24 protein-coding genes are annotated in these 22,000 nt (G+C 73.7%); 8 read left to right on the top strand and 16 right to left on the bottom strand.

The features are described 5' to 3' along the window. Window positions 1-192: 192 nt before the first annotated feature. Both ABD299_RS01640 and ABD299_RS01635 read left to right on the top strand, forming a co-directional pair. Entirely contained in the window at window positions 193-624 is a 432-nt protein-coding gene (locus ABD299_RS01640) for a hypothetical protein (RefSeq protein WP_344258194.1), read from the top strand. Between the two features lie 21 nt (window positions 625-645). After that, the gene (locus ABD299_RS01635) at window positions 646-1,401 is read left to right on the top strand and encodes a nucleotidyltransferase family protein (RefSeq protein WP_344258193.1); all 756 of its coding nucleotides are present in this window, start codon (window positions 646-648) and stop codon (window positions 1,399-1,401) included. Window positions 1,402-1,464: 63 nt separating this feature from the next. Here ABD299_RS01635 and ABD299_RS01630 read toward each other — a convergent pair whose 3' ends face one another. From ABD299_RS01630 to ABD299_RS01600, 7 genes are all read right to left on the bottom strand, one after another. After that, the gene (locus tag ABD299_RS01630) at window positions 1,465-3,204 is read right to left on the bottom strand and encodes a DoxX family membrane protein (protein WP_344258192.1); all 1,740 of its coding nucleotides are present in this window, start codon (window positions 3,202-3,204) and stop codon (window positions 1,465-1,467) included. A 201-nt stretch (window positions 3,205-3,405) separates the two neighbouring features. After that, window positions 3,406-4,353 carry a 23S rRNA (guanosine(2251)-2'-O)-methyltransferase RlmB gene (gene rlmB / locus ABD299_RS01625; protein WP_344258191.1) on the bottom strand — a complete coding sequence of 316 codons (948 nt, stop codon included), beginning with the start codon at window positions 4,351-4,353 and terminating at the stop codon, window positions 3,406-3,408. A 154-nt stretch (window positions 4,354-4,507) separates the two neighbouring features. Then, window positions 4,508-5,908 (bottom strand): cysteine--tRNA ligase, encoded by a 1,401-nt coding sequence (gene cysS, locus ABD299_RS01620; RefSeq protein WP_344258189.1) that lies wholly within the window; start codon window positions 5,906-5,908, stop codon window positions 4,508-4,510. Between the two features lie 78 nt (window positions 5,909-5,986). Next, complete coding sequence (locus tag ABD299_RS01615; RefSeq protein WP_344258187.1) at window positions 5,987-6,400, bottom strand: PPOX class F420-dependent oxidoreductase; 414 nt, start codon at window positions 6,398-6,400, stop codon at window positions 5,987-5,989. A gap of 111 nt (window positions 6,401-6,511) precedes the next feature. After that, window positions 6,512-7,012: a 2-C-methyl-D-erythritol 2,4-cyclodiphosphate synthase gene (gene ispF / locus ABD299_RS01610; RefSeq protein ID WP_344258186.1), complete on the bottom strand. Its 501-nt coding sequence runs from the start codon at window positions 7,010-7,012 to the stop codon at window positions 6,512-6,514. Continuing rightward, the gene (ispD, locus tag ABD299_RS01605) at window positions 7,002-7,769 is read right to left on the bottom strand and encodes a 2-C-methyl-D-erythritol 4-phosphate cytidylyltransferase (protein ID WP_344258184.1); all 768 of its coding nucleotides are present in this window, start codon (window positions 7,767-7,769) and stop codon (window positions 7,002-7,004) included. Before ispD ends, ispF begins: the two co-directional genes overlap by 11 nt. 445 nt (window positions 7,770-8,214) lie before the next feature. Continuing rightward, window positions 8,215-8,697, bottom strand: coding sequence for a CarD family transcriptional regulator (locus ABD299_RS01600; protein ID WP_182665093.1), 483 nt, complete (start codon window positions 8,695-8,697; stop codon window positions 8,215-8,217). A 458-nt stretch (window positions 8,698-9,155) separates the two neighbouring features. Between ABD299_RS01600 and ABD299_RS01595 the strand changes: the two genes are divergently transcribed. Then, window positions 9,156-9,863 (top strand): DUF461 domain-containing protein, encoded by a 708-nt coding sequence (locus ABD299_RS01595; RefSeq protein WP_344258180.1) that lies wholly within the window; start codon window positions 9,156-9,158, stop codon window positions 9,861-9,863. Between the two features lie 164 nt (window positions 9,864-10,027). On the opposite strand, the gene phoP is transcribed toward ABD299_RS01595, so the two are convergent. Beyond that, complete coding sequence (gene phoP / locus ABD299_RS01590; protein ID WP_344258177.1) at window positions 10,028-10,708, bottom strand: two-component system response regulator PhoP; 681 nt, start codon at window positions 10,706-10,708, stop codon at window positions 10,028-10,030. Beyond that, complete coding sequence (gene phoR, locus ABD299_RS01585) at window positions 10,705-11,991, bottom strand: two-component system sensor histidine kinase PhoR (protein ID WP_344258175.1); 1,287 nt, start codon at window positions 11,989-11,991, stop codon at window positions 10,705-10,707. The genes phoP and phoR overlap by 4 nt, the downstream gene beginning before the upstream one ends. A gap of 218 nt (window positions 11,992-12,209) precedes the next feature. Between phoR and phoU the strand changes: the two genes are divergently transcribed. After that, window positions 12,210-12,929: a phosphate signaling complex protein PhoU gene (phoU, locus tag ABD299_RS01580; protein WP_344258173.1), complete on the top strand. Its 720-nt coding sequence runs from the start codon at window positions 12,210-12,212 to the stop codon at window positions 12,927-12,929. A gap of 470 nt (window positions 12,930-13,399) precedes the next feature. On the opposite strand, the gene ABD299_RS01575 is transcribed toward phoU, so the two are convergent. The 4 genes from ABD299_RS01575 to ABD299_RS01560 all read right to left on the bottom strand — a co-directional run bounded on the left by ABD299_RS01575 (window position 13,400) and on the right by ABD299_RS01560 (window position 16,702). Next, a complete protein-coding gene (locus ABD299_RS01575) occupies window positions 13,400-14,056 on the bottom strand; it encodes a response regulator (protein WP_344258172.1) in 657 nt (218 codons plus the stop codon). Window positions 14,057-14,134: 78 nt separating this feature from the next. After that, a complete protein-coding gene (locus ABD299_RS01570) occupies window positions 14,135-14,365 on the bottom strand; it encodes a type II toxin-antitoxin system antitoxin (RefSeq protein ID WP_344258170.1) in 231 nt (76 codons plus the stop codon). Then, window positions 14,362-15,348, bottom strand: a complete 987-nt coding sequence (locus tag ABD299_RS01565; RefSeq protein ID WP_425581229.1) for an SPFH domain-containing protein — start codon at window positions 15,346-15,348, stop codon at window positions 14,362-14,364. The genes ABD299_RS01570 and ABD299_RS01565 overlap by 4 nt, the downstream gene beginning before the upstream one ends. Window positions 15,349-15,382: 34 nt before the next feature. Next, on the bottom strand, window positions 15,383-16,702 hold the full coding sequence (locus ABD299_RS01560; protein ID WP_344258168.1) for a sensor histidine kinase: 1,320 nt from the start codon (window positions 16,700-16,702) through the stop codon (window positions 15,383-15,385). A 110-nt stretch (window positions 16,703-16,812) separates the two neighbouring features. Here ABD299_RS01560 and ABD299_RS01555 point away from each other — a divergent pair, with 110 nt between their 5' ends. The 3 genes from ABD299_RS01555 to ABD299_RS01545 all read left to right on the top strand — a co-directional run bounded on the left by ABD299_RS01555 (window position 16,813) and on the right by ABD299_RS01545 (window position 19,670). Then, window positions 16,813-17,628, top strand: a complete 816-nt coding sequence (locus tag ABD299_RS01555; protein ID WP_344258166.1) for an ABC transporter ATP-binding protein — start codon at window positions 16,813-16,815, stop codon at window positions 17,626-17,628. Next, window positions 17,613-19,274 carry a hypothetical protein gene (locus ABD299_RS01550; protein WP_344258164.1) on the top strand — a complete coding sequence of 554 codons (1,662 nt, stop codon included), beginning with the start codon at window positions 17,613-17,615 and terminating at the stop codon, window positions 19,272-19,274. Before ABD299_RS01555 ends, ABD299_RS01550 begins: the two co-directional genes overlap by 16 nt. A gap of 192 nt (window positions 19,275-19,466) precedes the next feature. Continuing rightward, entirely contained in the window at window positions 19,467-19,670 is a 204-nt protein-coding gene (locus ABD299_RS01545) for a DUF397 domain-containing protein (protein ID WP_344258162.1), read from the top strand. A gap of 99 nt (window positions 19,671-19,769) precedes the next feature. Here ABD299_RS01545 and ABD299_RS01540 read toward each other — a convergent pair whose 3' ends face one another. Both ABD299_RS01540 and ABD299_RS01535 read right to left on the bottom strand, forming a co-directional pair. Next, the gene (locus ABD299_RS01540; protein WP_344258160.1) at window positions 19,770-20,216 is read right to left on the bottom strand and encodes a DUF2335 domain-containing protein; all 447 of its coding nucleotides are present in this window, start codon (window positions 20,214-20,216) and stop codon (window positions 19,770-19,772) included. 50 nt (window positions 20,217-20,266) lie between these two features. Then, window positions 20,267-20,476, bottom strand: a complete 210-nt coding sequence (locus tag ABD299_RS01535; RefSeq protein ID WP_344258158.1) for a hypothetical protein — start codon at window positions 20,474-20,476, stop codon at window positions 20,267-20,269. 177 nt (window positions 20,477-20,653) lie between these two features. On the opposite strand from ABD299_RS01535, the gene ABD299_RS01530 reads away from it, so the two are divergent. Continuing rightward, window positions 20,654-21,001, top strand: coding sequence for a DUF1330 domain-containing protein (locus ABD299_RS01530; RefSeq protein WP_344258294.1), 348 nt, complete (start codon window positions 20,654-20,656; stop codon window positions 20,999-21,001). Window positions 21,002-21,080: 79 nt separating this feature from the next. Here the strand turns inward: ABD299_RS01530 and ABD299_RS01525 are convergent, their stop codons facing one another. Then, entirely contained in the window at window positions 21,081-21,974 is an 894-nt protein-coding gene (locus ABD299_RS01525; protein WP_344258156.1) for a phosphorothioated DNA-binding restriction endonuclease, read from the bottom strand. Between the last annotated feature and the right edge of the window lie 26 nt (window positions 21,975-22,000).

The following is a 22,000-nucleotide window of genomic DNA, read 5'->3' as shown; positions in this document are numbered from 1 at the left end:
GACGGGACGCGGACCCCTCCGGGCGTCCCGGCGTCAACACGCCACCCGGGAAAACGCGACACATGTCACTCGTCGGAGTGACTGAATGTCGCCGGACGGCCACACCTCGCTACGATGCGTTGCGGCCCGGCTCCACCGGCCGGCCGGCTCATCGAAGCCGTCGAGCAGTCGTCACGCGAGGAAAATCGTCCAGTGAACCAGGCAGCGCGCCGTATCGGCAGATCACTCGCCCTCGTCCTCCCGGTCGTCCTGGTGCTGTCCGGGACACTCGCCGTCACCCAGGTTCCCTGGGCCTCCTCCGAGGCCGGCGCCCACCCGGTCCTGGCCGCCGCGGCGGAGCACAGCGAGGAGACGGCAGCGCAGGAGGCCGAGCCACCCGCCCCTCAGGACCTGCTGCTGGCGCGCCTGACCGACCTGCTCTACGAGGAGGATCCGGGCGCCGCCCTGACGGCCCTTCAGGAGGCCGTGCACCGCATGCCCTCCCTGGCACCGCACTGCGAGGAGCTGGCCCGCGAGCTCGGCCGCGCGGCGGTCACCAAGTACGGCAGCGCCCACCGCGCCCAGCAGCACGCCCGGCCGGTGTGCGACACCTCGTTCGCGGCGGGAGTCGCCGACGCCCGCTGAGCCGCGTATACGCTGCGGGGCATGACCGATGCCCCGCAGCCCACGCAGGCGGTGGTCCTGGCCGGCGGCCAGGGCTCACGGCTGCGCCCCTACACCGACGACCGTCCCAAGCCGATGGTGGAGATACCGGGCACCGGAGTCCCCATCATCGGCCATCAGCTTGCCTGGCTGGCGGACGAGGGCGTCACCGATGTCGTGGTCTCCTGCGGGCACCTCGCCGACGTGCTCCAGGACTGGCTGGACCGCACCGAGCTGCCGCTGCGGGTCACCACCGTGGTGGAGTCCGAACCGCTGGGCCGGGGCGGCGGCCTGAAGTACGCCGCCGCCGCGCTGCCGCGCCCCGACGAGCCCTGGTTCGCCACCAACGGGGACATCTGGACCCGTTTCCCGCTGCGCGACATGGCGGCCTTCCACGCCGAGCGCGACGCCGTCGCCACGCTGGCCCTGGCCCGGCCCCGGATTCCCTGGGGCGCGGTGGAGACCAACGAGTTCGGCCAGGTGCTGGACTTCATCGAGGCGCCCGTCTCCCCGTATCTCATCAACGCCGGCGTCTACGTCTTCTCACCGGAGTTCACCGGGCTGCTGCCGGACCGTGGCGACCACGAGCGCACCACCTTCCCCCGGCTGGCCCGGGAACGCCGGCTGGCCGGCTACCCGCTGCCGCAGGGCGCCTACTGGCGGGCGATCGACACCGCGAAGGACCTCACGGAAGCCGCCAAGGAACTCGCCGCCACCACCTCACGCCACCGCGACGGCGGGGAGCCGCGCGAAGGCTGAGCGCGCAGCGCGGCCGCCGGGGCCAGGGCCGGGAAGCCCGGGGCCCGGGCGGCCGGACGTTCCTCAGCCCAGCAGGCCGCCGATGAGGCTGCGGCTGCCGCCGGAGGTTCCCTCGTCGGCCGGCGCGGAACCGCCGCCGTCGTCGGCGAAGGGCTCGTCCCCGCCGGAAGTGCCGCCGCCGTCCCCGCCGTCGCCGGTGCTCGGCACCGGCTGGACTGGGACGGACTGCTGCGGCGAGGACGGCTGCTGCGGCACCTGTACGGTCTGCTCCGACTGTCCGGACGGTTCCCGGGGCCCCTGGGTGAGCTCTCCGCCCTCCTGCGGCTCCCCGCCCTCGCTCCCGGTGTCGCTGCCGGGCGAGGTGGTCTCCTCGGTCGCCGCCTCGCCCTGTTCCCGGCCCGTGCCCGGCCCGTAGCCCTCCGGGCCGTCCGTTGAACGGGGCAGCGGCGAGCCGGGCAGGTGGTTGCGCGGCGGCTCCCCCGGCTCCGGCATGACGGGGGCCTGGGTGGACCGCACCGCGCCGCCCAGCATGGAGCCGATCAGCAGCGCGCTGCCGATCAGCAGCGCTCCCAGCTTCAACCCGCGGCGCAGCACCCGGCGCCGGAGCGCGGACAGCGGCGCGCGCGGCCCCAGCGTCCGCCACGCCTCGCCGGCCAGCCGGGCGTCCATCGAGTACACCGGCGCGCCCGCGATGATCAGCGGGCTCCAGGCCGCCAGCAGAATGAGGTCGGGGGTGTCGTAGGCGGGCCCGGTGCGCCAGCTCACCGTCATCACCAGGGCCGCCGACAGCAGCGCCCCGGCGGCTGCCGCGCACCTCTGCCACAGCCCGAACAGGGTCAGGACCCCCACGATGATCTGGGTGAAGGCGACGGTCAGCCCGGCCCCCACCGGGTGGGCGAGTGCCCACCCGTGGAGCACCGCGGCGGGCCCCCAGGGCTCCAGCGAGGACAGCCAGGTGACCATCGAGCCGCGCTCGCCGCCGTCGAAGTACACGGGGTCGGTCAGCTTGCCCATCCCGGCGTAGACCGCCAGGAAGCCGAGCAGAATCCGCAGCGGCAGCAGCACGACGCCCAGGTTCATCCGGCGCCCGGGGTAGAAGGCGTGCCGGCCGTCGCCGGGGCGGGCGGGCGGACCGCCCGCGGCGTCCTCGTCCGCGCCGCCCAGGGCCCGGTCCCGCGCGTCGTGGTCCTCGTGCCCGGCGTATTCCTGGTGCGCGTCGTAGTCGTCGGGGCCGCCCGCCCCTTCCGCGAAGGGGATGTCGAGGGGACGCGTCCTCTCGCGGCGGACCGCCGGCACAAAGCCGGTGGCCCGCTCCACCCCGCTGTGCGGGTCCGGCTCCGCGCCCCGGGGGCCGGGGAGCTGCCCGCCCGGCCCCGCCGGGGACGGCACGGCCGGGGTGGCCCGGACACGCGGCAGCACGCGGGTGGCCGCGCCGTCCGGCTCCCGGTCCGCCGTGGCCCGGCGGACGGCGTGCAGCAGCGAGACGGTCGCGCCCGGGTCTCCCGGGGTGCTGCGGCCGCTCCACATCACCACCGCGCGGCGGCGCCCGCCCGCCGGCGCGGTCGCGGCGACGGGGGCCCGCGGAGCGGCGGGGGCGGGGACCCGCGGCAGCAGAACGGTTTCCGTCATGACCGCCCCGCTGACCGGCGGGGGGCTGCCCAGTTCGACGCGGAAGCTCGCGTGGTTCACGGCGACCTGGGCCGGGTCGGACGGCACCTTGACCGTGCTGAGCACCGGATCGTCCTCGGTGAAACCGCCCGGGGCCGTCTCCCCCTTGGGCCTGCGGCGTGTTCTGGTGTCCACGCCCCACTAACCGAGCGACCCGGGCTTAAGACACTGCCTGCCCGGCACCAATGTGTCCGCGACCCGTCAACACCAGCCCGCCGGGCACGGGTTCCGCCGGGCGCCGCCGGACCCGGGCCCCGGCGGCGGGCCGTGCTGTCCCCGGCGGCGGGCCGTGCTGTCCCCGGCGGCGAGCCGTGCTGTCCCCGGCGGCGAGCCACGCTATCCCCGGCGGCGAGCCGCCTCGTAGAGCGCCACTCCGGCGGCCACCCCGGCGTTCAGCGACTCGGAGCCGCCGGGCATCGGGATGCGCGCCCGCACGTCGCAGGTTTCGCCGACCAGGCGTGACAGGCCCTTGCCCTCGCTGCCCACCACGATCACCACCGGCCCGTCCAGGGCGGCCAGCTCCGTCAGGTCCGCTTCGCCGTCCGCGGCCAGACCGACCACCTGCAGCCCCGCCTTCTGATACGCCTCCAGCGCTCGCGTGAGGTTGGTGGCCCGGGCCACCGGGACGCGGGCCGCGGCGCCCGCCGAGGTCTTCCACGCCCCGGCCGTCATGCCGGCCGCGCGCCGCTCGGGCACGACGACCCCGTGTCCGGCGAAGGCCGCCACCGAACGGACCACGGCGCCCAGGTTGCGCGGGTCGGTGACCCCGTCCAGGGCGACGATCAGCGGGTCCTCGGCGCGGTCGAAGGCGGCCGCGGTCAGGTCCTCCGGGTGCGCGTAGTCGTAGGGCGGGATCTGCAGCACCAGGCCCTGGTGGTTCAGGTGCCCGGTCATCCGGTCCAGCTCCGGGCGCGGCCCTTCCACCAGCCGGACATCGCCCCGCTCCCCGGCCAGCCGCACGGCCTCCCGCACCCGCTCGTCGGTGTCGATGAACTGCTGCACGTACAGGGCGTTGGCCGGGACGCCCTCGCGCAGCGCCTCGACCACCGGGTTGCGGCCGACCACCAGCTCGGAGACGGACTTGCTGCGGCGCTGGGCCTGCTTGCCGCTCTGCTTGCGGATCTTGGCCTGGGCGGCGCGCTGCTTGACGTGGCCCTTGCGCATCTCGGCGGGTGGCGTGGGGCCCTTGCCCTCAAGGCCGCGGCGCCGCTTGCCGCCGCTGCCGACCTGGGCGCCCTTCTTGTTGGACGTGCGCCGGTTGCGGCGCTGGCTGTTGCCTGCCATGGGATCCGAACTCCTTTTCCACCGCGCGCGCCGCCGCCCGGCGAGGGCCTGCGGGCCGTCGCCGGGCGGGCGGCGCGGGCGGTGCCGGACCTGTGGTCCGGCGGTGTCGACGTGTGCGTGACGGTGCCCCCGGGCGTCGCCGGGGGCGGTCCGTTCAGTGGGTGCCGAGCTCCCAGCGGGGGCCCTGCGGGGTGTCCTCGATGGCCAGTCCGGCGTCCTTGAGTTCGTCGCGGATGGCGTCGGCCGTCGCGTAGTCCTTCCGCTCCCGGGCGGCCTGCCGCTGCCGGAGCACCAGGGAGACGAGGGAGTCGACCACGGCGTGCAGTTCGGCGCCGCGGTCGGCGGCCCCTCCCGACCACGCGTCGTCCAGCGGATCCAGACCGAGCACTCCGAGCATCGCCCGGACCTGTCCCACCAGGGCGGCGGCGGACTCCTTGTCGCCCTCGGCGAGGGCGGCGTTGCCCTGCCGTACGGTGGTGTGCACCGCCGCCATGGCCTGCGGGACGCCCAGGTCGTCGTCCATCGCGGCGGCGAAGTCACCGGGCACCGCCGCGGCCGGGGCGACCGGTCCGGTCTGCTCGGTGGCGCGCTGCAGGAAGCCCTCGATGCGCCCGAAGGCGGCATCGGCCTCGGCCAGCGCCTCCTCGCTGTACTCGATGGTCGAGCGGTAGTGCGGGACGCCCAGGTAGTAGCGCAGGACGATCGGCCGCCACCGCCGGACCATCTCGTGGACGAGCACCGAGTTGCCGAGCGACTTGCTCATCTTCTCGCCGCTCATGGTGACCCAGGCGTTGTGCATCCAGTAGGCGGCGAAGGCGTCGCCGAACGCCTCGGACTGGGCGATCTCGTTCTCGTGGTGCGGGAAGACGAGGTCCACGCCGCCGCCGTGGATGTCGAAGGCGGACCCCAGGTACTTGTGCGCCATGGCCGAGCACTCCAGGTGCCAGCCGGGCCGGCCGCGGCCCCAGGGCGTGTCCCAGCTCGGCTCGCCCGGCTTGACGGCCTTCCACAGCGCGAAGTCGCGGGGGTCCCGCTTGCCCGTCTCGCCCTCGCCGGCGGGCTGCAGGAGCTGGTCCAGGTTTTGGTTGGAGAGCTTGAGGTAGCCGGGGTGCGAGCGCACGTCGAAGTAGACGTTGCCGTCGGCCGGGTAGGCGTGGCCGCGCTCGATGAGCCCGCGCATCATCTCGATCATCTCCGGCACATGGCCGGTGGCGCGCGGTTCGCAGCTCGGCGGGAGGCAGCCGAGCGCCTCGTAGGCCGCGGTGAAGGCGCGCTCGTTCTCGTAGCCGATCTGCCACCAGGGCCGGTCCTGCTCGGCGCCCTTGGCGATGATCTTGTCGTCGATGTCCGTGACGTTGCGGACGAACGTCACCTCGTAGCCGCGGTAGGTGAACCAGCGGCGCAGGATGTCGAAGTTCAGCCCCGAGCGGATGTGACCGATGTGCGGGGGCGCCTGGACGGTCGCGCCGCACAGGTAGATCGAAACGCAGCCCGGCGTGAGCGGGACGAAGTCACGGATCTGCCGGGCGCTGGTGTCGTACAGGCGAAGAGTCACGGTCCCAGGGTAGTCCGAAACGCGGGCGGCGCCCCGCGCCCGTGCGGCGCGGGGGCCCGGCGGGCGGCGGACGGAAGGTCAGGCCAGGTCGCCCATCCCGAGGACCTTGTGCGGGGTGATGCGGACCACCACGCGCTGGGCGTCCTGGCCCGCCCTCGCGTTGAACTCGGCGTAGCTCCTGCCGGTGTACTTCCGCGACAGTTCGTCGATGAGCTCCGGGCCGCCCTCGGTGGTCATCTCCACGGTGCCGCGGATCTCCGCGTAGTTGTAGGGCGCCTGGAAGTCGATCACCACGACGGTGGTGCGGGGGTCCCGCTTCAGGTTCAGGTACTTGCGCCGGTCGACGGTGGTGGAGACCAGCAGCTGTTCGCCGTCCCGCTTGACCCACACCGGCGAGACCTGCGGGCTGCCGTCGGGCTGAACGGTCGCGATGGAGACGAAGGTCTTGTCGTCCAGGAGCTGCTTGAGGCGGTCGGACAGGGTGGCGGTCATGCGGGGCACCTTCCCTCGGCGTCGGTGGGGGGGGCGGGGGCACTACCGCGCACCGTACCCAACGGCACCCCGGCATCCGCCGTGTCCGCGCCGGTGGTGCCGCGCGGGCTTTCAGCGCGGCAGCAGGAGAGCGGTGGCCAGTGCGGCCAGCCCCTCCCCCCGGCCGGTCAGGCCGAGCCCGTCGGTGGTGGTGCCCGAGACCGACACCGGCGCGCCGACCGCGCCGGACAGCACCCGCTGGGCCTCCGCGCGCCGCCTGCCGATCTTCGGGCGGACGCCGATCACCTGGACGGCGACATTGCCGATCTCGAAGCCCTCGGCCCGGACGATCCGGGCGGCCTCGGCGAGCAGGGTGACCCCGGCGGCTCCGGACCACTCGGGCCGCCCGGTGCCGAAGTGCGCGCCGAGGTCGCCCGCCCCGGCCGCCGAGAACAGCGCGTCGCAGGCGGCGTGCGCGGCGACGTCGCCGTCGGAGTGCCCGGCCAGGCCGTACTCGGCGTCCGGCCAGTGCAGGCCCGCGCACCACAGCTCCCGGCCCTGCTCGAAGGCGTGCACATCGGTGCCGATGCCGATCCGCGGCACGGCGGGCGTCGCGCCCGGGTCAGAAGCCATCGGTCAGCCTCCGTCGGGCCAGCACGGCCTCGGCGAGCACGATGTCCAGCGGGCGCGTCACCTTGAAGGCCTCCTCGTGGCCGGGGACGAGGACCACCTGGACGCCTGTCCGCTCGACCATCCCCGCGTCGTCGGTGGCTCCTTCCCCGGTGGCGGGGATCCGCCGGTGGGCGGCGGCCAGGGCGCGGCGGTCGAACCCCTGCGGGGTCTGCACCGCGCGCAGCAGCGAGCGGTCCGGGGTGGCGGTCACCGGCTCCGGTTCGCCGCGCACGCCTCCCGGGGCCACCTGCTTGACGGTGTCGGTGACCGGCAGCGCCGGGACGACCGCCGGGGCGCCGTCCCGGACGGCGGCGATCACGCTGTCCACGACCTCGACCGGTACCAGCGGCCGGGCCGCGTCGTGCACCAGGACGATGCCGATGTCCTCGGGCAGCGCGTCCAGGCCGCGGCGGACGGACTCCTGACGGGTGTCACCGCCGGGGACGACCACCAGTTCGACCGAGGCGGGCGGGGGATGCTCATCGAGCAGCGCGCGGGTCTCCGCGATGCCGTCCGGGGGCGCGACGACGACGACCAGCGACACCGCGCGGGCACGGGCCATGGCCCGGACGGCGTGCACCAGCATGGGCGTGCCGTTCAGCTGGCGCAGCGCCTTCGGCGCGCCGGGCCCGAGGCGTACGCCACGGCCGGCCGCGGGAACGACGGCGGCGGTCCGGGGGGCCGGCGCGGCGGCCGGCGGGTGTGCGGTGTCTGACATTTCTGACTGCCACAGGGTTTGTCGGCGGGGCAGGGGTGGGTATGGCCAGAGCGTGCCGGGCACGGCACCGGCCGGTTTCCCTTCCGTGACACGCCGGCCGAGGAAAGACCGACCCGGCGCACACTCGGGGGAACGAGCAGTCGGGAGAACGAACGCCCGGGGAGAAGACTCCCGGGGGCGGAAGCGTAGCCGAGCACAGCGGATGCCGGGCACAGCGGACAGGCGGCGTCCCGCGCAGCATTGCGATCACCGCGTCGCGCACGCCGCAGCGCCCGTCCGGCACCGTTCATGCCCGGGGTGCCTCGGGGCGCTGCAGACCGCCGCGGGACGGCGGGCATCGGCCGGCATCGACGGACGGGCTCACCGCCTGCCGTGGCCAAGCACTCCGCTCCGGTGGCTGCGGAGCGGTACTCTCACCGACGACTGCTGCCGCCGAGGGCGGGCGTCAGGACGCCAGCACCTCGTCCAGGAGCGTCTCGGCCTTGTCCTCGTTGGTGCTCTCGGCGAGCGCCAGCTCGCTGACCAGGATCTGCCGCGCCTTGGCGAGCATGCGCTTCTCACCGGCGGACAGCCCGCGCTCGCGCTCGCGGCGCCACAGGTCACGCACCACTTCCGCGACCTTGATGACATCCCCGGATGCCAGCTTCTCCAGATTCGCCTTGTAACGCCGGGACCAGTTGGTGGGCTCCTCGGCGTACGGCGCGCGCAGCACCTCGAAGACCCGGTCCAGACCGTCCTGGCCCACTACATCGCGCACGCCGACGAGTTCCGCGTTTTCCGCCGGGACGCGCACTTCCAAGTCACCCTGGGCGACTTTCAGTACCAAGTAGGTCTTGTCCACACCCTTGATCTGGCGCGTTTCAATTGCCTCGATCAGCGCGGCCCCATGATGGGGATAGACCACGGTGTCGCCAACCTTGAACGTCATGTGACAGGTACCCCTTCCGTGGCTATCCAGGGTAACACGGGCCGAAGGCCATATGACTGACGTTTTCGCAGGTCAGACCACATCTCGGGGGTTGACAAGGGCCGCCCGGGCGTGCTGCGCGAGGGGGGCTCGGACGGGTATCCGCAGGTGAGAGCCGGGATCGGCCGTTCGGGAAACAAGGCGGCAGAACCGGAAGAACTTGGCACACCCCTCACACGCCACTCGAAAGATGTCCGATTTGTCGCGATTAACGCTTCGGGGCGGCGGCCGGTCCGTTCATGCCTCCCGCCCGGCTCCGTCCCCGCCTCCGGCGCACCCGTCCGGCCCCTACCGGGTGGGTCGGCTGCGGGAGCGCCGGAGGGGGTCGGTACTCTGAGGCCGCTGACAGACCCGTTGACAGTCCGGTCCGGCCGTACGTTCCCGGTCCGCCCAAGCTCGTCCTAGGAGATGCCGCCGCCGTGAGCCGCAGCCTTCGACGCGGCGCCCTCGCCGCCGCGATCGTGCTCTCGATCGCCCCGCTGACCGCCGCCTGCGGAGCCGGATTCGACGCCCAGACCGGAGGCGTGAACCCCCGGAACGCCACGGTCCGGGTCGATGACATCCAGATCCAGAACGTCAACATCGTCATGAGCGAGGAGAGCGACGGGCCGGCTTCGGTCAGCGCCCGGCTGTTCAACGACGGCAGCGAGGAACAGACCCTGGAGGCCATCGTCCTGGCCGACACCGGCCAGGAGATCCAGCTCGTCCCGGCCGAGGGCGACAGCCGTATCGTCCTCCCGCCGCGCGGCTCCGTCGCGCTGGGCGGCGAGGGCAACGCCGCCGCGGTCATCGAGGACGCCGAGGCCGCGGGCGTCGCCCTGGGCAATGCCCAGCACCTCGTCTTCGACCTGAGCGAGAGCGGCCGGGCCGAGTTGTACGCCCGGGTGGTCCCGGCCGACGGCCACTGGCAGCACTACCAGGAGTGGGGCCCCTCCCCCTCCCCCGAGACGGGCCAGGGCGCCGGGCAGGACACCGAGGACGCCCGTGAGGACGAGGACGGCGTGGAGTCGGACGGCTCCGACACCGGCACCGACCAGCCCGGCACCGACGAGGACGCCGGCGAGGAGGGCACCGAGGGCGCCCGCGACGAGGACACCTCCGAGGACGACACCGAGTCCGGCGACTGACCCCGGCCGGTCGCGCGACAGCGGAAGAACAGCAGCGAGGCGGTGCCGCCGTTGATCCCGGCGGCACCGCCTCGCGTTCACCGGCGGCCGGGAGATCGCTCTCCCCCCGGGCATGCGCCCGGGGGCCCCGTTCCGGCCGCCGGCGGTCCTTCCCCGCCCCCCTGTCAGGGCTCGAACTTGTAGCCCAGCCCGCGGACGGTCACCAGGTACCGGGGCGCTCCCGGGTCCGGCTCGATCTTCGCCCGCAGCCGCTTGACGTGCACGTCCAGCGTCTTGGTGTCGCCGACGTAGTCCGCGCCCCAGACCCGGTCGATGAGCTGCATCCGGGTCAGCACCCGCCCGGCGTTGCGCAGCAGCATCGCCAGCAGGTCGAACTCCTTCAGCGGCAGATCCACCTTGCGGCCCGAGACCGTCACCACGTGCCGGTCCACGTCCATCCGGACCGGCCCGGCCTCCAGGGCCACCGGGCTCTCCTCCTCGGCCTCACCCCGGCGGCGCAGCACCGCCCGGATGCGGGCCACCAGTTCGCGGGAGGAGAACGGCTTGGTCACGTAGTCGTCGGCCCCTATCTCCAGGCCGACGACCTTGTCGATCTCGCTGTCCTTGGCGGTGACCATGATCACCGGGACGTTCGACCGGCTGCGCAGTTGCCGGCAGACCTCCGTGCCGGGCAGCCCCGGCAGCATCAGGTCGAGCAGGACCAGGTCGGCGCCGTTGCGCTCGAACTCGTCCAGCCCTTCCGGACCCGTGGGCGCGATGGCGACCTCGAACCCCTCTTTGCGGAGCATGTACGACAGAGCGTCGCTGAACGACTCCTCGTCCTCTACGACGAGCACTCGGGTCACGGAAGAACCTCCCGGGCATGATCATTGGTGGTGTCCGCGTCAGCGTCGGCGCTGTCGGGGAATGCCGCCGGTTCGTGGAGCGTGCCGCTCGGCCCTTCCCGGCGGCGCCGGGCCGAACGGTGGCGTTCCCGCGCGCTGCCGGGTTCCGGCAGCCGCAGGGTGAAGGTGGAGCCCTGTCCCTCCGAGCTCCACACCAGGACCTCCCCGCCGTGCGAGGCGGCCACGTGCTTGACGATGGCCAGGCCCAGGCCCGTGCCCCCGGTCGCCCGGGAGCGCGCCGGATCCACGCGGTAGAACCGCTCGAAGATCCGGTCCCGGTCGCTCTCGGGAATGCCCACCCCCTGGTCGGTGACGGAGATTTCGATCTGCTCGCCACCGCGCCCGGGCACCACCGCGGCCGCGATGGCGACGCGGGTGTGCGCCGGGCTGTAGTTGACCGCGTTCTCCACCAGGTTGCCCAGCGCCGCCGCGAGCTGGCTGCGGTGACCCCACACCGTCAGGCCGGGGGTGCCGCCGACCACCATGGTGATCTGCTTGCTGCTCGCCTGCTGCCGGCACCGGTCGACGGCCTCGGAGATCAGCTCCCCGACCTCCACCGGCTCGGCGTGGGTGAGCGGGTCGTTGTCCTGCACCCGCGAGAGGTCGATGAGCTCCTGCACGAGGTTGGTCAGCCGGGTGGCCTCGATCTGCATCCGGCCGGCGAAGCGGGTCACCGCCTCCGGGTCGTCGGCGGCGTCCAGCACGGCCTCCGAGAGCAGGGACAGCGCCCCGGCGGGGGTCTTCAGCTCGTGGCTGACATTGGCGACGAAGTCCCGCCGCACCGCTTCGATGCGCCGGGCCTCGGTGAGGTCCTCCACCAGCAGCAGCACCAGCCGTGAGCCCAGCGGCGCGGACCGGGCGGAGACCGCCAGCGCGTCGGTGCGGCCCTTGCCGCGCCGGGGCAGATCGAGCTCGGCCTGGCGGATCTCGCCGTCGCGCCGGGTCTCACGGGCCATCTGCAGCATCGGTTCGACCGCCAGCCGGCCGCCGCGCACCACCCCGAGCGCGTACGCCGCCGAGCTGGCCTTGACCACGCCGTCCGCCTCGTCCAGCACCACCGCGGAGGACCGCAGGACCGAGAGCACCGTGTCCACTCCGGCCGGCAGCGTGTTCTCCGGCGGGGGCCCGCTGCGCAGCGGGCGGGTCCGCTCGCGCTCGCTCATGCGGAACGCGAGCATGGCGATGACGCCGGTCCCCAGCCCGGCGATCGCCGCCACGGCGGCCACTGCCGCGTTCACGTCCATACCCTCAGGCTATGCGGGGGCCCGCGGTGAACCACAGGGCTGACCGGAGATGCTCGACCGGGCGCCCCGAGAAGTTCACCTTCACGACAGCGATGGTTCACTTGGCGTGGCGCGGACAGCCGTCTGACAGGCGCAGCGTAGGAGCGCAACAGCTGTGGGAGCGTAGGAGCGAAGGTCTCGCGCGTTCGGCAGCGGGCCATGCGAGGGGAAGGACGATCATGCGTGACGCGTATCACGAGGAGCTCGACGCGATCAGCGACAGCCTGGTGGAGATGGCCAGGTTCGTCGGCTCCGCCATCGGCCGCGCCACCACGTCGATGCTGGACGCGGATCTGAAGCTCGCCGAGAGCGTGATCGCGGCGGACGACAAGGTCGACGAGATGCACCGCGAGCTGGAGAACAGCGCGATCGCGCTGCTCGCCCGCCAGCAGCCGGTCGCCACCGACCTGCGGATCGTGGTCACCTCGCTGCGCATGAGCGCCGACCTCGAGCGGTGCGGGGACCTGGCGCAGCACGTGGCGAAGGTGGCCCGGCTGCGGTTCCCGGACTCGGCGGTGCCGCGCGACCTGCACGCCACCATTCTGGAGATGGGGCAGCTCGCGCAGCGCCTGATGGCGAAGGCCGCCGAGGTGATCATCACCAAGGACGTGGATCTGGCGCTGCAGCTGGAGCACGACGACGACGCGATGGACAGCCTGCACCGCACCCTCTTCCAGCACCTGATGGACGACCGCTGGAAGCACGGCGTGGAGACGGCGGTGGACGTCACGCTGCTGGGCCGCTACTACGAGCGGTTCGCCGACCACGCGGTCTCGATCGCCCGCCGGGTGGTCTACCTGGTCACCGGCGAGTACGCCGACCAGTTCGAGGCGGACTCCTCCTCCGAGTCCGCACCGGGGTCCGCGACGCCCACGTCCCAGGAGTCCGGCGAGGCGTGACGGGTACGGCCCGGCCCCTCGAACGGGCCGGGCCGCCGGCGCGGAGGGCGCACCTCCCACGACGGAGCGGGCGCCGGAGTGAGCGCCGGGCGCCCAAAGCGCCCGGAATGCTCCAAAGCGCCGTTGACCGGCGCGGGGGCCGCGCGCGGTAATGGCCGGTGGCGGAAACCCCTGCGAGGAGGACATTCCATGGCTGACTCCCCTCCCCCGATACGCGTCCCCGAGGTTCCTTCCGGGCGGCACCCGATGCCCCTGCCGGGGGCCTGCGGCTGCGGCTCGGGCTGCACCTGCGGGTGCCAGTCCGGCGGGTCGTGCCAGTGCGGCGGCTCCTGCGGCTGACGCACCGCGCACCCGGGCCGGGCACCGGCCCCGGCGGAAAGCCCCCGGCCGGCGGATCCCGTCCGCCGGCCGGGGGCTTCGCCCGTGCGTCACCGCGGGCCCGCCGCGCTCCGGCCGGTCAGCGCGCCGGGTCAGCGGCCGGTGCCCGCCTCATGGGCGACGATGGCCAGCTGTATGCGGTTGTCCAGCCCGAGCTTGGCGAGCGCGCTGGAGATGTGCGTCTTGACCGTGCCGGCCGACAGGTGGAGCCGTCCCGCGATCTCGCTGTTGGACAGCCCTTCGGCCACCGCCGCGGCCACCGCCCGCTCCCGCTCGGTCAGCACCCGGAACCGGCGGCGGGACTCCTCCGCACCGCTGTCCGCGGCCGCGTGCGCCATCAGCGTCGCCACCACCGCCGGGGAGACGGCGGGCTCGCCGCGCGCGGCCCGCCGCACCGACTCGACGATCTCCTCCGGCTCGGTGTGCTTGAGCAGGAACCCGGCCGCCCCGGCGCGCATCGCGGCCAGCACATTGCGGTCCGTGCCGAAGGTGGTGAGCACGATGACCCGTGCCCGGGCGTCCCCTGCGGCCCGCGCCGCCAGTTCCCGGGTGGCCTCGATGCCGTCCACCACCGGCATCCGGATGTCCATCAGGACCACGTCCGGGGCCAGTTCGCGGACCGCCCCGGGCACCTGCGCGCCGTCCGCCAGCTCGCCGACGACCTCCAGGTCCCCGGCCCCGCCGAGCATCAGCCGCAGCCCGGTGCGCACCAGAGGGTCGTCGTCCACGAGCAGCACCCGGATGGTCATGGGCCCACGCTATCGGGACCGGACGGCGGGAACGACCCGCCGCAGCCCTCGCACTCCGGCCCGCCGCCGAAGCGGGCGTCACTCCCCCGCTTCGCGCCGCGGCGGGCGCCCGCGAGGAGGGTGCGGCTGGGCCGTGCGGGGCATCCGGCCGGCTTCCGTGAGCGCCCGCCGCAACAGGAGGTCCACCTGGGCGTTGGTGCTGCGCAGCTCGTCCGCGGCCCACCGCGCGAGCGCGTCGTGGACCGCGGGGTCGAGCCGCAGCAGCACCTGCTTGCGCGGGGCGCGCCGCCGGGCGGGTTCCTCCGTCACTGGTAGAGCGACCCCGCGTTCAGCACGGGCTGGGGGGTGCGGTCACCGCAGAGCACGACGAGCAGGTTGGAGACCATGGCGGCCTTGCGCTCCTCGTCGAGTTCGACGAAGTCCTGCGCGGTGATCCGGGCCACGGCCGATTCCACCATGCCGCAGGCTCCCTCGACGATCTCCCGGCGCGCGGCGATGATCGCTCCGGCCTGCTGCCGCTGGAGCATGGCGGCGGCGATCTCCGGCGCGTAGGCGAGGTGGGTGAAGCGGGACTCGATCACCTTCACCCCGGCCGCGCCGACCCGGGCCTCGACCTCGGCGGAGAGCTGGTCGGTGATGCTCTCGGCGTTGTCCCGCAGGGACAGGTCACCGGCCGACTCGTACGGGTAGTTGGTGGCGATGTGCCGCAGCGCGGTCTCCGTCTGGGTGGTGACGAACTCCTCGTAGTCGTCCACCGCGAAGGTGGCCTGCGCGGTGTCCTCCACCTGCCAGACGATGACGGCGGCGATCTCGATCGGGCTGCCGCCGGCGTCGTTGACCTTGATGACGGCGGTCTCGTGGTTGCGGATCCGGGTGGAGATCTTGGTGCTGCTGGTCAGCGGGTTCACCCAGCGCAGCCCGTCGGTCCGCAGCGTTCCCACGTAGCGGCCGAAGAGCTGGATGACCCGGGCCTCTCCGGGGGCCACCATCTTCACGCCGTTCCAGGCGAACAGCGAGGCGATGGCCAGCAGGGCGCCTATGACGATCAGCGGAATCCCGAGCGCGGGCCGGTCGCCGGGGTCGAAGCCGACGGCGACTCCGGCCAGCAGCACGCCGATGCCGAGCAGCGGACCGAGGACGGCGATGAGCAGCCCGAGCCCGCCGCTGATGTTGTGCGCGGGCCGCTCCTCGACCGGCGCCTGCGGCATCTCCGGTGCGTCGGGCAGCGGAGCGGCGTTCGTGGCGGCGGTGCCGCTGCTGTTGGTGTCGTTGCTGTCAGGAAGTGCGGACATGGTGTCCCCCGTGCATGGTCCATTAAAAGTGATATCACTTTACACCGCCGGTGCCGCCACCACCAGGCCCGGTACCGACTCGGCCCCGGGCCCACGGCAGCCGGGCCAGCAGCAGGAACGTCCCGTCCGTGCTGCCGTGCTCCAGCTCGCCGCCGTCCAGCCCGACACGCTCCTCCAGCCCGGTCAGCCCGGCACCCGCCCCCGGAATCTCGGCCTGGGTGACACCGACCGGCAACGGGTTGGCCACCCGCACCGTCAGCCCGGTCCCCGGCTCCCCCGTCACCGAGACCGTCACCCGGGCGCCCGGCGCGTGCTTGCGGGCGTTGGTCAGCCCTTCCTGCACCACCCGGTAGGCGGTGCGCTGCACCTGGGGGCGCGGCCCGCCGCCCGCACCCGCCGCGCATCTCTCCTCCAGCTCCACCGGCTGCCCGGACCGGCGTGCCTCCTCCACCAGCCCGGCGATGTCCGCCAGCGCCACCTGAGGCCGGGCGCTGCCCAGCTCACCACCCGTCCCCCGCAGCACCGTCAGCACCTCCCGCAGCTCCTCCAGCGCCTGATGGGCGTTGTCCCGGATGATCTGCGCGCTGCGGTGCACCTCCGCCCCGGACAGCGGAGCGGCCGACCCGGCGGCGTCGCCGGTGCGGTAGGCCAGCGCGCCCGCGTGCACCGACAGCAGCGAGATCCGGTGGGCCAGCACATCGTGCATCTCCCGGGCGATCGCCTCCCGCTCGGCCCGGCGGGTGTCCGCCAGCCGGCGGACGTGCTCGGCCCGCTCCCGCTCCGCGTCCTGCCGCAGCCGCACCACGAGCTGCCGCCGGGCCCGCATCGCCCCGCCCCAGGAGAAGAACACCAGGTAGAACGCGACGATGAAGGCCGCCGTGGGCCAGCCGCCCTCGTACGGCAGCGTGTACAGCACCATGTAGGGCACCGCGCCCAGCAGGTGCAGGCCGAGCACCGCCAGGGCCGGACGCCACGGCACGCGCAGCCCGAGGTTCGCGATGACCACCATCAGCGCGCCGACGCTGCTGTTCACCAGCCCGCCGACCGGCACCATCGCCAGCGCCAGCCCGGCCGGGAAGCGGCGCCGCAGCCACAGCGCCAGACAGCTCACGGCCCCCGCCGGGGCATCCACCGCCCGCAACCAGACGGGAAGGTGCCCGGGGACCTGCTCGAGCATCACCAGCCACAGGAACACCGCCCACAGGAACAGCAGGGAGTCCACCAGCCAGTCCCGGGCAGTGCGGCGCACCGGCCGTCGGCCGTCCGTCGCCAGCAGCTCGCCGGGCAGCACCCACCGCTGCAACCGCCCCTCGAGGCCGCTGCCCCGCACACCGGCACCGGCCGATCCGTCCATGCACCGGAGCCTACGCACGCCACGGGCCCACGCGCCTCTGCCGGCCGGCCGGAGAACTCCGGCCCCCCGACAGATGGCCCCTACCCGGCACGCCCCGGCACAGTGCTGCCATGTCCATCCCGACCTCTCCCCCGGACCCCGGCAGCACGGCCGGCCTCCCGCCCGCCCTGGAGCTGGCGGGCCTGACCAAGACGTTCCACGAGACCCGGGCCGCCGACGCGGTCGACCTGACCGTGCCGCGCGGCTGCCTGATGGGCCTGGTCGGCCCCAACGGCGCGGGCAAGACCACCACCCTGTCGATGGCAGTCGGCCTGCTGCGCCCCGACTCCGGCACCTCCCGGATCATGGGCGAGGACATCTGGGCGGACCAGGCCTCCGCCGCGCGGGCCAAACGGCTGCTGGGCGTCCTGCCCGACGGCCTGGCCCTGCCCGAACGCCTCACCGGCGGCGAACTGCTGGCCTACTGGGGACGGCTGCGCGGCATGGACCGGGACACCATCGCCGCCCGCACCGCCGAACTGCTGCGCGTCCTCGAACTGGACGAGGCCGAGCGGGCCGGGGCCCTGGTCATCGAGTACTCCACCGGCATGCGCAAGAAGATCGGGCTGGCCACCGCCCTGCTGCACGCTCCCAGGGTCCTGGTGCTCGACGAGCCCTACGAGGCGGTGGACCCGGTCTCCGGCCGGGTGCTCACCGCGATCCTGCGCCGCTTCACCGCGGCCGGCGGCTCGGTGGTGCTCTCCAGTCACGTGATGCCGCTGGTGGAGCAGCTGTGCGACCGGGTCGCGATCATCACCGACGGCCGGGGCCGCACCGAGGGCACCCTTGATGAGGTGCGCGGCGGGGGAACGCTGGAGGAGGCGTTCGTGCGGCTGGCGGGCCGCCGCGAGATGGGTGAGGGGGAACTGGCATGGTTGGCGACCTGATCCGGCTGAAGTTCACCATCCTCGGCCACAGCACCCAGGGTCTGCGGATCACCCGCTGGGTGGTCGCCCCCCTCGCCGTGCTCGCCACCTGGGCAGCCGTGCTGGCCGCCGGGAGCGACGGCGCCCGGCACGACGTGCTGCTGGTCGTCCTCGCCCTGTGGGGCACCGGCTGGGCCCTGGGCCCGGTGCTGACCTCCGGCGCCGGGGTGCTGCGCCCGGAGTGGTTCGCGCACCTGCCGCTGAACCGGCGATGGCTGGGCGTCGCTCTGATGATCACGGTGTGCGTCGGCGTCGGCCCTGCCGTCACCCTGCTCTCGCTCGCCGTGCTCGGCGCGCACGCCTACCTGCTCTCCCCGCCGTCCCTGGCGGTGGCCGCCGTGGCGCTGCCGCTGCTGCTCGTCGCCGTGGTCGCCACCTCCCGGGTGGTCTACGCGCTGCTCGGCGCGGCGATGGGCTCCCGGCTGGGGGTGGCCATGTCCGGCATCCAGTACGGAGCGCTGATCGCCGGGCTGATGGTGGGCTGGGTGGCGCTGTCCGCCGTCGGCGAGGGCATCGCCGGACTCGTCCGGGACGGCCTGCCGGACACCGCCGCCCGCGTCCTCGAAGCGCTCCCCACCTCCTGGCCGGTCCTGGCCGTGGAGGCGGGCGCCGAGGGGCGCTGGGGCACGGCGGCCGGACTGCTGCTGGCACTGGCCGCCGCGGCGGCGATCCCCTCCGCACTGTGCGCGCTGCTGCTCACCCCCCGCACCCGCAACGCCACGCCGCACCGCCGCCGTCCCCCGCTGGGCACCGGCGTCCTGACGACCCGTCCGCTGCTGCCGGACACCCCCGCGTGGAGCGTGGCCGGCAAGGAGCTGCGGCAGTGGTGGCGCGACCCGTGGCGCTCCCTGGAGCTCCAGTGCGGGGTCTGGACCGGTGTGTTCATCGCCCTGATCGGGATCGTCGCGGGCATCCCCCAGATGCTGCCGTTCGCGGGCGTCTCGGTGGCGTTCATGGCCGCCCTGGTGGCCTGCAACCTCTACGGCCAGGACGGCACCGCGCTGTGGCAGACGGTGGTGGGCGCCGACGAGAACACCGCCCGCCACGACATCCGCGGCCGGCAGTTCGCGCTGCTCCTGCTGTGCGGCCCGGCCGCGCTGCTGATGACCGCCGTCTTCACCGTGCTCTCCGGCCAGCACTGGGCCTGGCCCTACGCGCTGGGCCTGCTGGCGGCACTGCTCGGCGCCGGCACCGGCGTCGCGGTCCTGCTGTCGGTGATCGCCGCGACCCCCGGCGTCGACCCGAAGTACCGCATCGGCCCGAACGACGCGGGCGACGTGTCCTACCAGGTGTGGATCGCCATGTACGGCACCGGGCTGCTCATCATCCCCACCTTCGCGGCGCTCGTCACCGGCCTGGCCGCCGGCGGCGGCGCGCTCGCCTGGCTGACCGTGCCCGTCGGCCTCGCCAACGGGGCCGGTGCCGCCTGGTTCCTGGGACGTCTCGCCCACCGGCGGCTGGCTGCCCGGCTCCCGGAGACCTTCGTCCGCCTCCGCCACGGCAAGGCCACCGCCCTCCAGCAGCTCCCGCCCGGCAGCGACTGGCTGGACCGCATGGAACGCGCCGCCACCCGCACCAACACCGAACGCAAACCCGTCGGCAGCTGACCCCTCCGGGGGCGCGCGGGGCCCACAGCGCGGCGGGCGCGCCGCCGGGGACACCCCGAACCGGGCCCTCTTCCGCCAACCCCGCCGCGCTTTCCGGGCCCGGTCCCCCGGGCCCTTGCTCCGTCCCGCTCCACCGTGCGACTGTCCAACCCGGAGGAGAGCACGAAGCTCAGCGACAAGGGGGCAACTACGTTGGTTCGGGATCGCGAGAACACTCAGTGGCAGCGCAGCAGTTACAGCGGCCAGGGAGGCAACTGCCTGGAGATGGCCCCTCTCCGGGACCGCCGCCTGCCGATCCGCGACAGCAAGTACCCCGACGGCCCCGCGCTGACTCTTCCCGCAGGAAGCTGGACGTCCTTCATCAGCGCCCTGAAGCGCGACGAGGCAACTGCCTGAGGGTGATCCGGCGCAACGCACGCCCGCTCATTGCCCGCGGTCACAGCCACACAGCCGCAGACTGACGGGCAACCGGCCTAGGCCGCTGTGGGGCGCCGGTCAGCTTCCGTCGGGCGGATGGACTCTGACTAAGGACGGCATCTCGTCCTGCTCCGGCCGCGGTTCGGGCTGGGAGGAGGCGGCGGAGAACTTCTGGCCGGCGACGAAGACGCCGACCACGCCCAGCACGTCGATGGTGCCGAGGATCGCGGCGGCCCAGGGCTCGCCCACGATCGCCAGGGTGACGGCGACCGCCGCGAGGACGACCAGCGCCAGCAGTCCACAGAGCTGGCCCCTCCGGGCGAGGCGGTTCGCCTCGGTCATGTCGGTGCGGTCCATGTAGTGGCGGTGGGACTGCTCCCGCTCCGCCATGGAGACAAGCCGCTCGGCCAGCCCGTCGTGCACCCGCTCATAGCCGGCCAGTAACTCGGGGGGCGGCAGCGGCCCGGCATGACGCAGCTCGCCCACCACCATGCGGGCGATCCGCAGCTCCCCCTCGTGGGGCACGGCGGTCTCGTCGCTGCCGGGCTCGGTCCGGCGCGGAGCCGGTACCGAGGTCAGCGGCTCTTCTTCACCGCTGTCCGGCCGTGCTTCTTCATCGCCCGGCGCAGCTCCTGGCCCACGTTCTGCCAATCCGACTCCAACCCCGCCGCCCCCGCCGCGCGCTCCCGCCGCCGCGCGCGATAGGTGGCCACCCCGGACAGATCCAGCACCGACCCGCCGCCGGCGAGCGCAGCACTGCGACGGCGAGAACTCCCCTTGGACATACGCCCTCCCTGGCATCGGTCCGGTCTCACATCAGTGTCAAGGGTACCCACTGGCACGGACGCTGACCCGAACTCAGCGGCTCTCCGGCCCCCGGCCGCATTGCCGCCCAGGTCATGCGCCCGACGCTCCGGCATGCCATGCTCGGCGTACCAGGTTCGGCCGACCGGAAGGACAGCATGCCCGCCTACGCGATAGCTCACCTGCAGGAGGCCGCCCCGCACCCGGAGATCGCCGAGTACGTCGAGCGCGTCCCCGCCACCTTCGAGCCGTACGGCGGGCGCTTCCTGGTGCACGCCACCCCGCACGAGGTGAAGGAGGGCAGCTGGCCCGGGCACGTCGTGGTGATCGGCTTCCCCGGGATCGCCGAGGCACGGGCCTGGTGGGAGTCACCCGCGTACCAGGAGATCGCGCCGCTGCGCTCACGGCACATCGAGGGCGACATCATCCTGGTCGAAGGCGTCCCCGAGGACTACGACCCGGCCGCCACCGCGAAGGCGATGCGCGACTCCCTCCCCGCCGAGTAGCCCCGCAGACCACGCGAGGGGCCTCACTCGCCGCCCGCTGACGTGCAGGCTGCCGTCTCACAGCACTCCGGCAGTGCGGTCAGACCGTACTGGCGGGTCTCGGGGTGCCCTGGAAGACCTGGTCCCTGTGCCAGGAGCGGTGGTCAGCCGCCACGGGACGGGCGCCCGGCTGCGGGCCGGTGAGGGGACGGCCCGAGAGCGCTATGACCTGCTCGCGAGCGGCAGGACTGTGCCCCACGAAGCGCTGCGAGACCAGGACGCGGTGGCCGTCGCCGATGCCGAGGACACCTTTGTCGAAGAGTTTGTGGTGCAGCGAGCACAGACACAGTCCGTTGTCGACGTCGTCCGGGCCTCCGAACGCCCACCAGCGCACATGTGCGGCCTCCAGGCCGACCGGCGTCGCACCGATTCTGCCGTCGTAGCCGCAGAAGGCGCACCGGTACTCGTACGCGGTCAGGACCTGTTCCCGCATGCGCCGGTCCCGCTGCCGTCGCGCGTCCGAGGGCAGCTCGCCCTCCGGCGGCTCCAGTTCCAGGCCGACGGCTTCGCACAGGTCACCGTGGAGGGACGGCGGGAAGTTGAGGTCCAGCAGCGTCCGCGCCATCCGGCCCAGCAGCGACGGCTCCCGCCGCAGCGCCGCCCGCAGTTCCGCCGACAGCCTGCCCGCGGCTCCCGTCGCCCGCAGTACCCGCACGCTGCTTCCGGGGCTTCCGGGGCCGCGATCGGTGCGTACCTCCCACACACCGTCGTTCTCCATGTGGTGGAAGGGGTAGGACGGCGTCGTCCGGTTGGCCGGGCCGTACTCGGCCAGCAGCCGCTTCAGGTCCTGCTCGACAGCGGTGTACCGCAGCTCGCCCTCGGCATCCCGCTGAAACCGGCCGAGGGCGTACAGGAAGAGCAGCGGCTTGTGCGGGGCGCGCGTCCCGCCCTTGGTCCACTGCCGCAGTTTCGCGGCCCGCTCCAGCCAGTCCATGACCGGCGATCCTAGTCATGGGATTC

The organism is Streptomyces sodiiphilus (genome assembly GCF_039529215.1).
GTDB classification, from domain to species: Bacteria; Actinomycetota; Actinomycetes; order Streptomycetales; family Streptomycetaceae; genus Streptomyces; species Streptomyces sodiiphilus.
This window is presented reverse-complemented; position numbering and strand designations above follow the sequence as displayed.

Excerpts from the sequence above, each read along its gene's own strand:
- ABD299_RS01635 (WP_344258193.1), top strand. The coding sequence starts at position 646 with ATGACCGATGCCCCGCAGCCCACGCAGGCGGTGGTCCTGGCCGGCGGC.
- rlmB (WP_344258191.1), bottom strand. The coding sequence starts at position 4,353 with ATGGCAGGCAACAGCCAGCGCCGCAACCGGCGCACGTCCAACAAGAAG.
- ABD299_RS01615 (WP_344258187.1), bottom strand. The coding sequence starts at position 6,400 with ATGACCGCCACCCTGTCCGACCGCCTCAAGCAGCTCCTGGACGACAAG.
- ispF (WP_344258186.1), bottom strand. The coding sequence starts at position 7,012 with ATGGCTTCTGACCCGGGCGCGACGCCCGCCGTGCCGCGGATCGGCATC.
- ispD (WP_344258184.1), bottom strand. The coding sequence starts at position 7,769 with ATGTCAGACACCGCACACCCGCCGGCCGCCGCGCCGGCCCCCCGGACC.
- ABD299_RS01600 (WP_182665093.1), bottom strand. The coding sequence starts at position 8,697 with ATGACGTTCAAGGTTGGCGACACCGTGGTCTATCCCCATCATGGGGCC.
- phoR (WP_344258175.1), bottom strand. The coding sequence starts at position 11,991 with ATGGACGTGAACGCGGCAGTGGCCGCCGTGGCGGCGATCGCCGGGCTG.
- phoU (WP_344258173.1), top strand. The coding sequence starts at position 12,210 with ATGCGTGACGCGTATCACGAGGAGCTCGACGCGATCAGCGACAGCCTG.
- ABD299_RS01575 (WP_344258172.1), bottom strand. The coding sequence starts at position 14,056 with ATGACCATCCGGGTGCTGCTCGTGGACGACGACCCTCTGGTGCGCACC.
- ABD299_RS01565 (WP_425581229.1), bottom strand. The coding sequence starts at position 15,348 with ATGTCCGCACTTCCTGACAGCAACGACACCAACAGCAGCGGCACCGCC.
- ABD299_RS01560 (WP_344258168.1), bottom strand. The coding sequence starts at position 16,702 with ATGGACGGATCGGCCGGTGCCGGTGTGCGGGGCAGCGGCCTCGAGGGG.
- ABD299_RS01555 (WP_344258166.1), top strand. The coding sequence starts at position 16,813 with ATGTCCATCCCGACCTCTCCCCCGGACCCCGGCAGCACGGCCGGCCTC.
- ABD299_RS01550 (WP_344258164.1), top strand. The coding sequence starts at position 17,613 with ATGGTTGGCGACCTGATCCGGCTGAAGTTCACCATCCTCGGCCACAGC.
- ABD299_RS01535 (WP_344258158.1), bottom strand. The coding sequence starts at position 20,476 with ATGTCCAAGGGGAGTTCTCGCCGTCGCAGTGCTGCGCTCGCCGGCGGC.
- ABD299_RS01530 (WP_344258294.1), top strand. The coding sequence starts at position 20,654 with ATGCCCGCCTACGCGATAGCTCACCTGCAGGAGGCCGCCCCGCACCCG.
- ABD299_RS01525 (WP_344258156.1), bottom strand. The coding sequence starts at position 21,974 with ATGGACTGGCTGGAGCGGGCCGCGAAACTGCGGCAGTGGACCAAGGGC.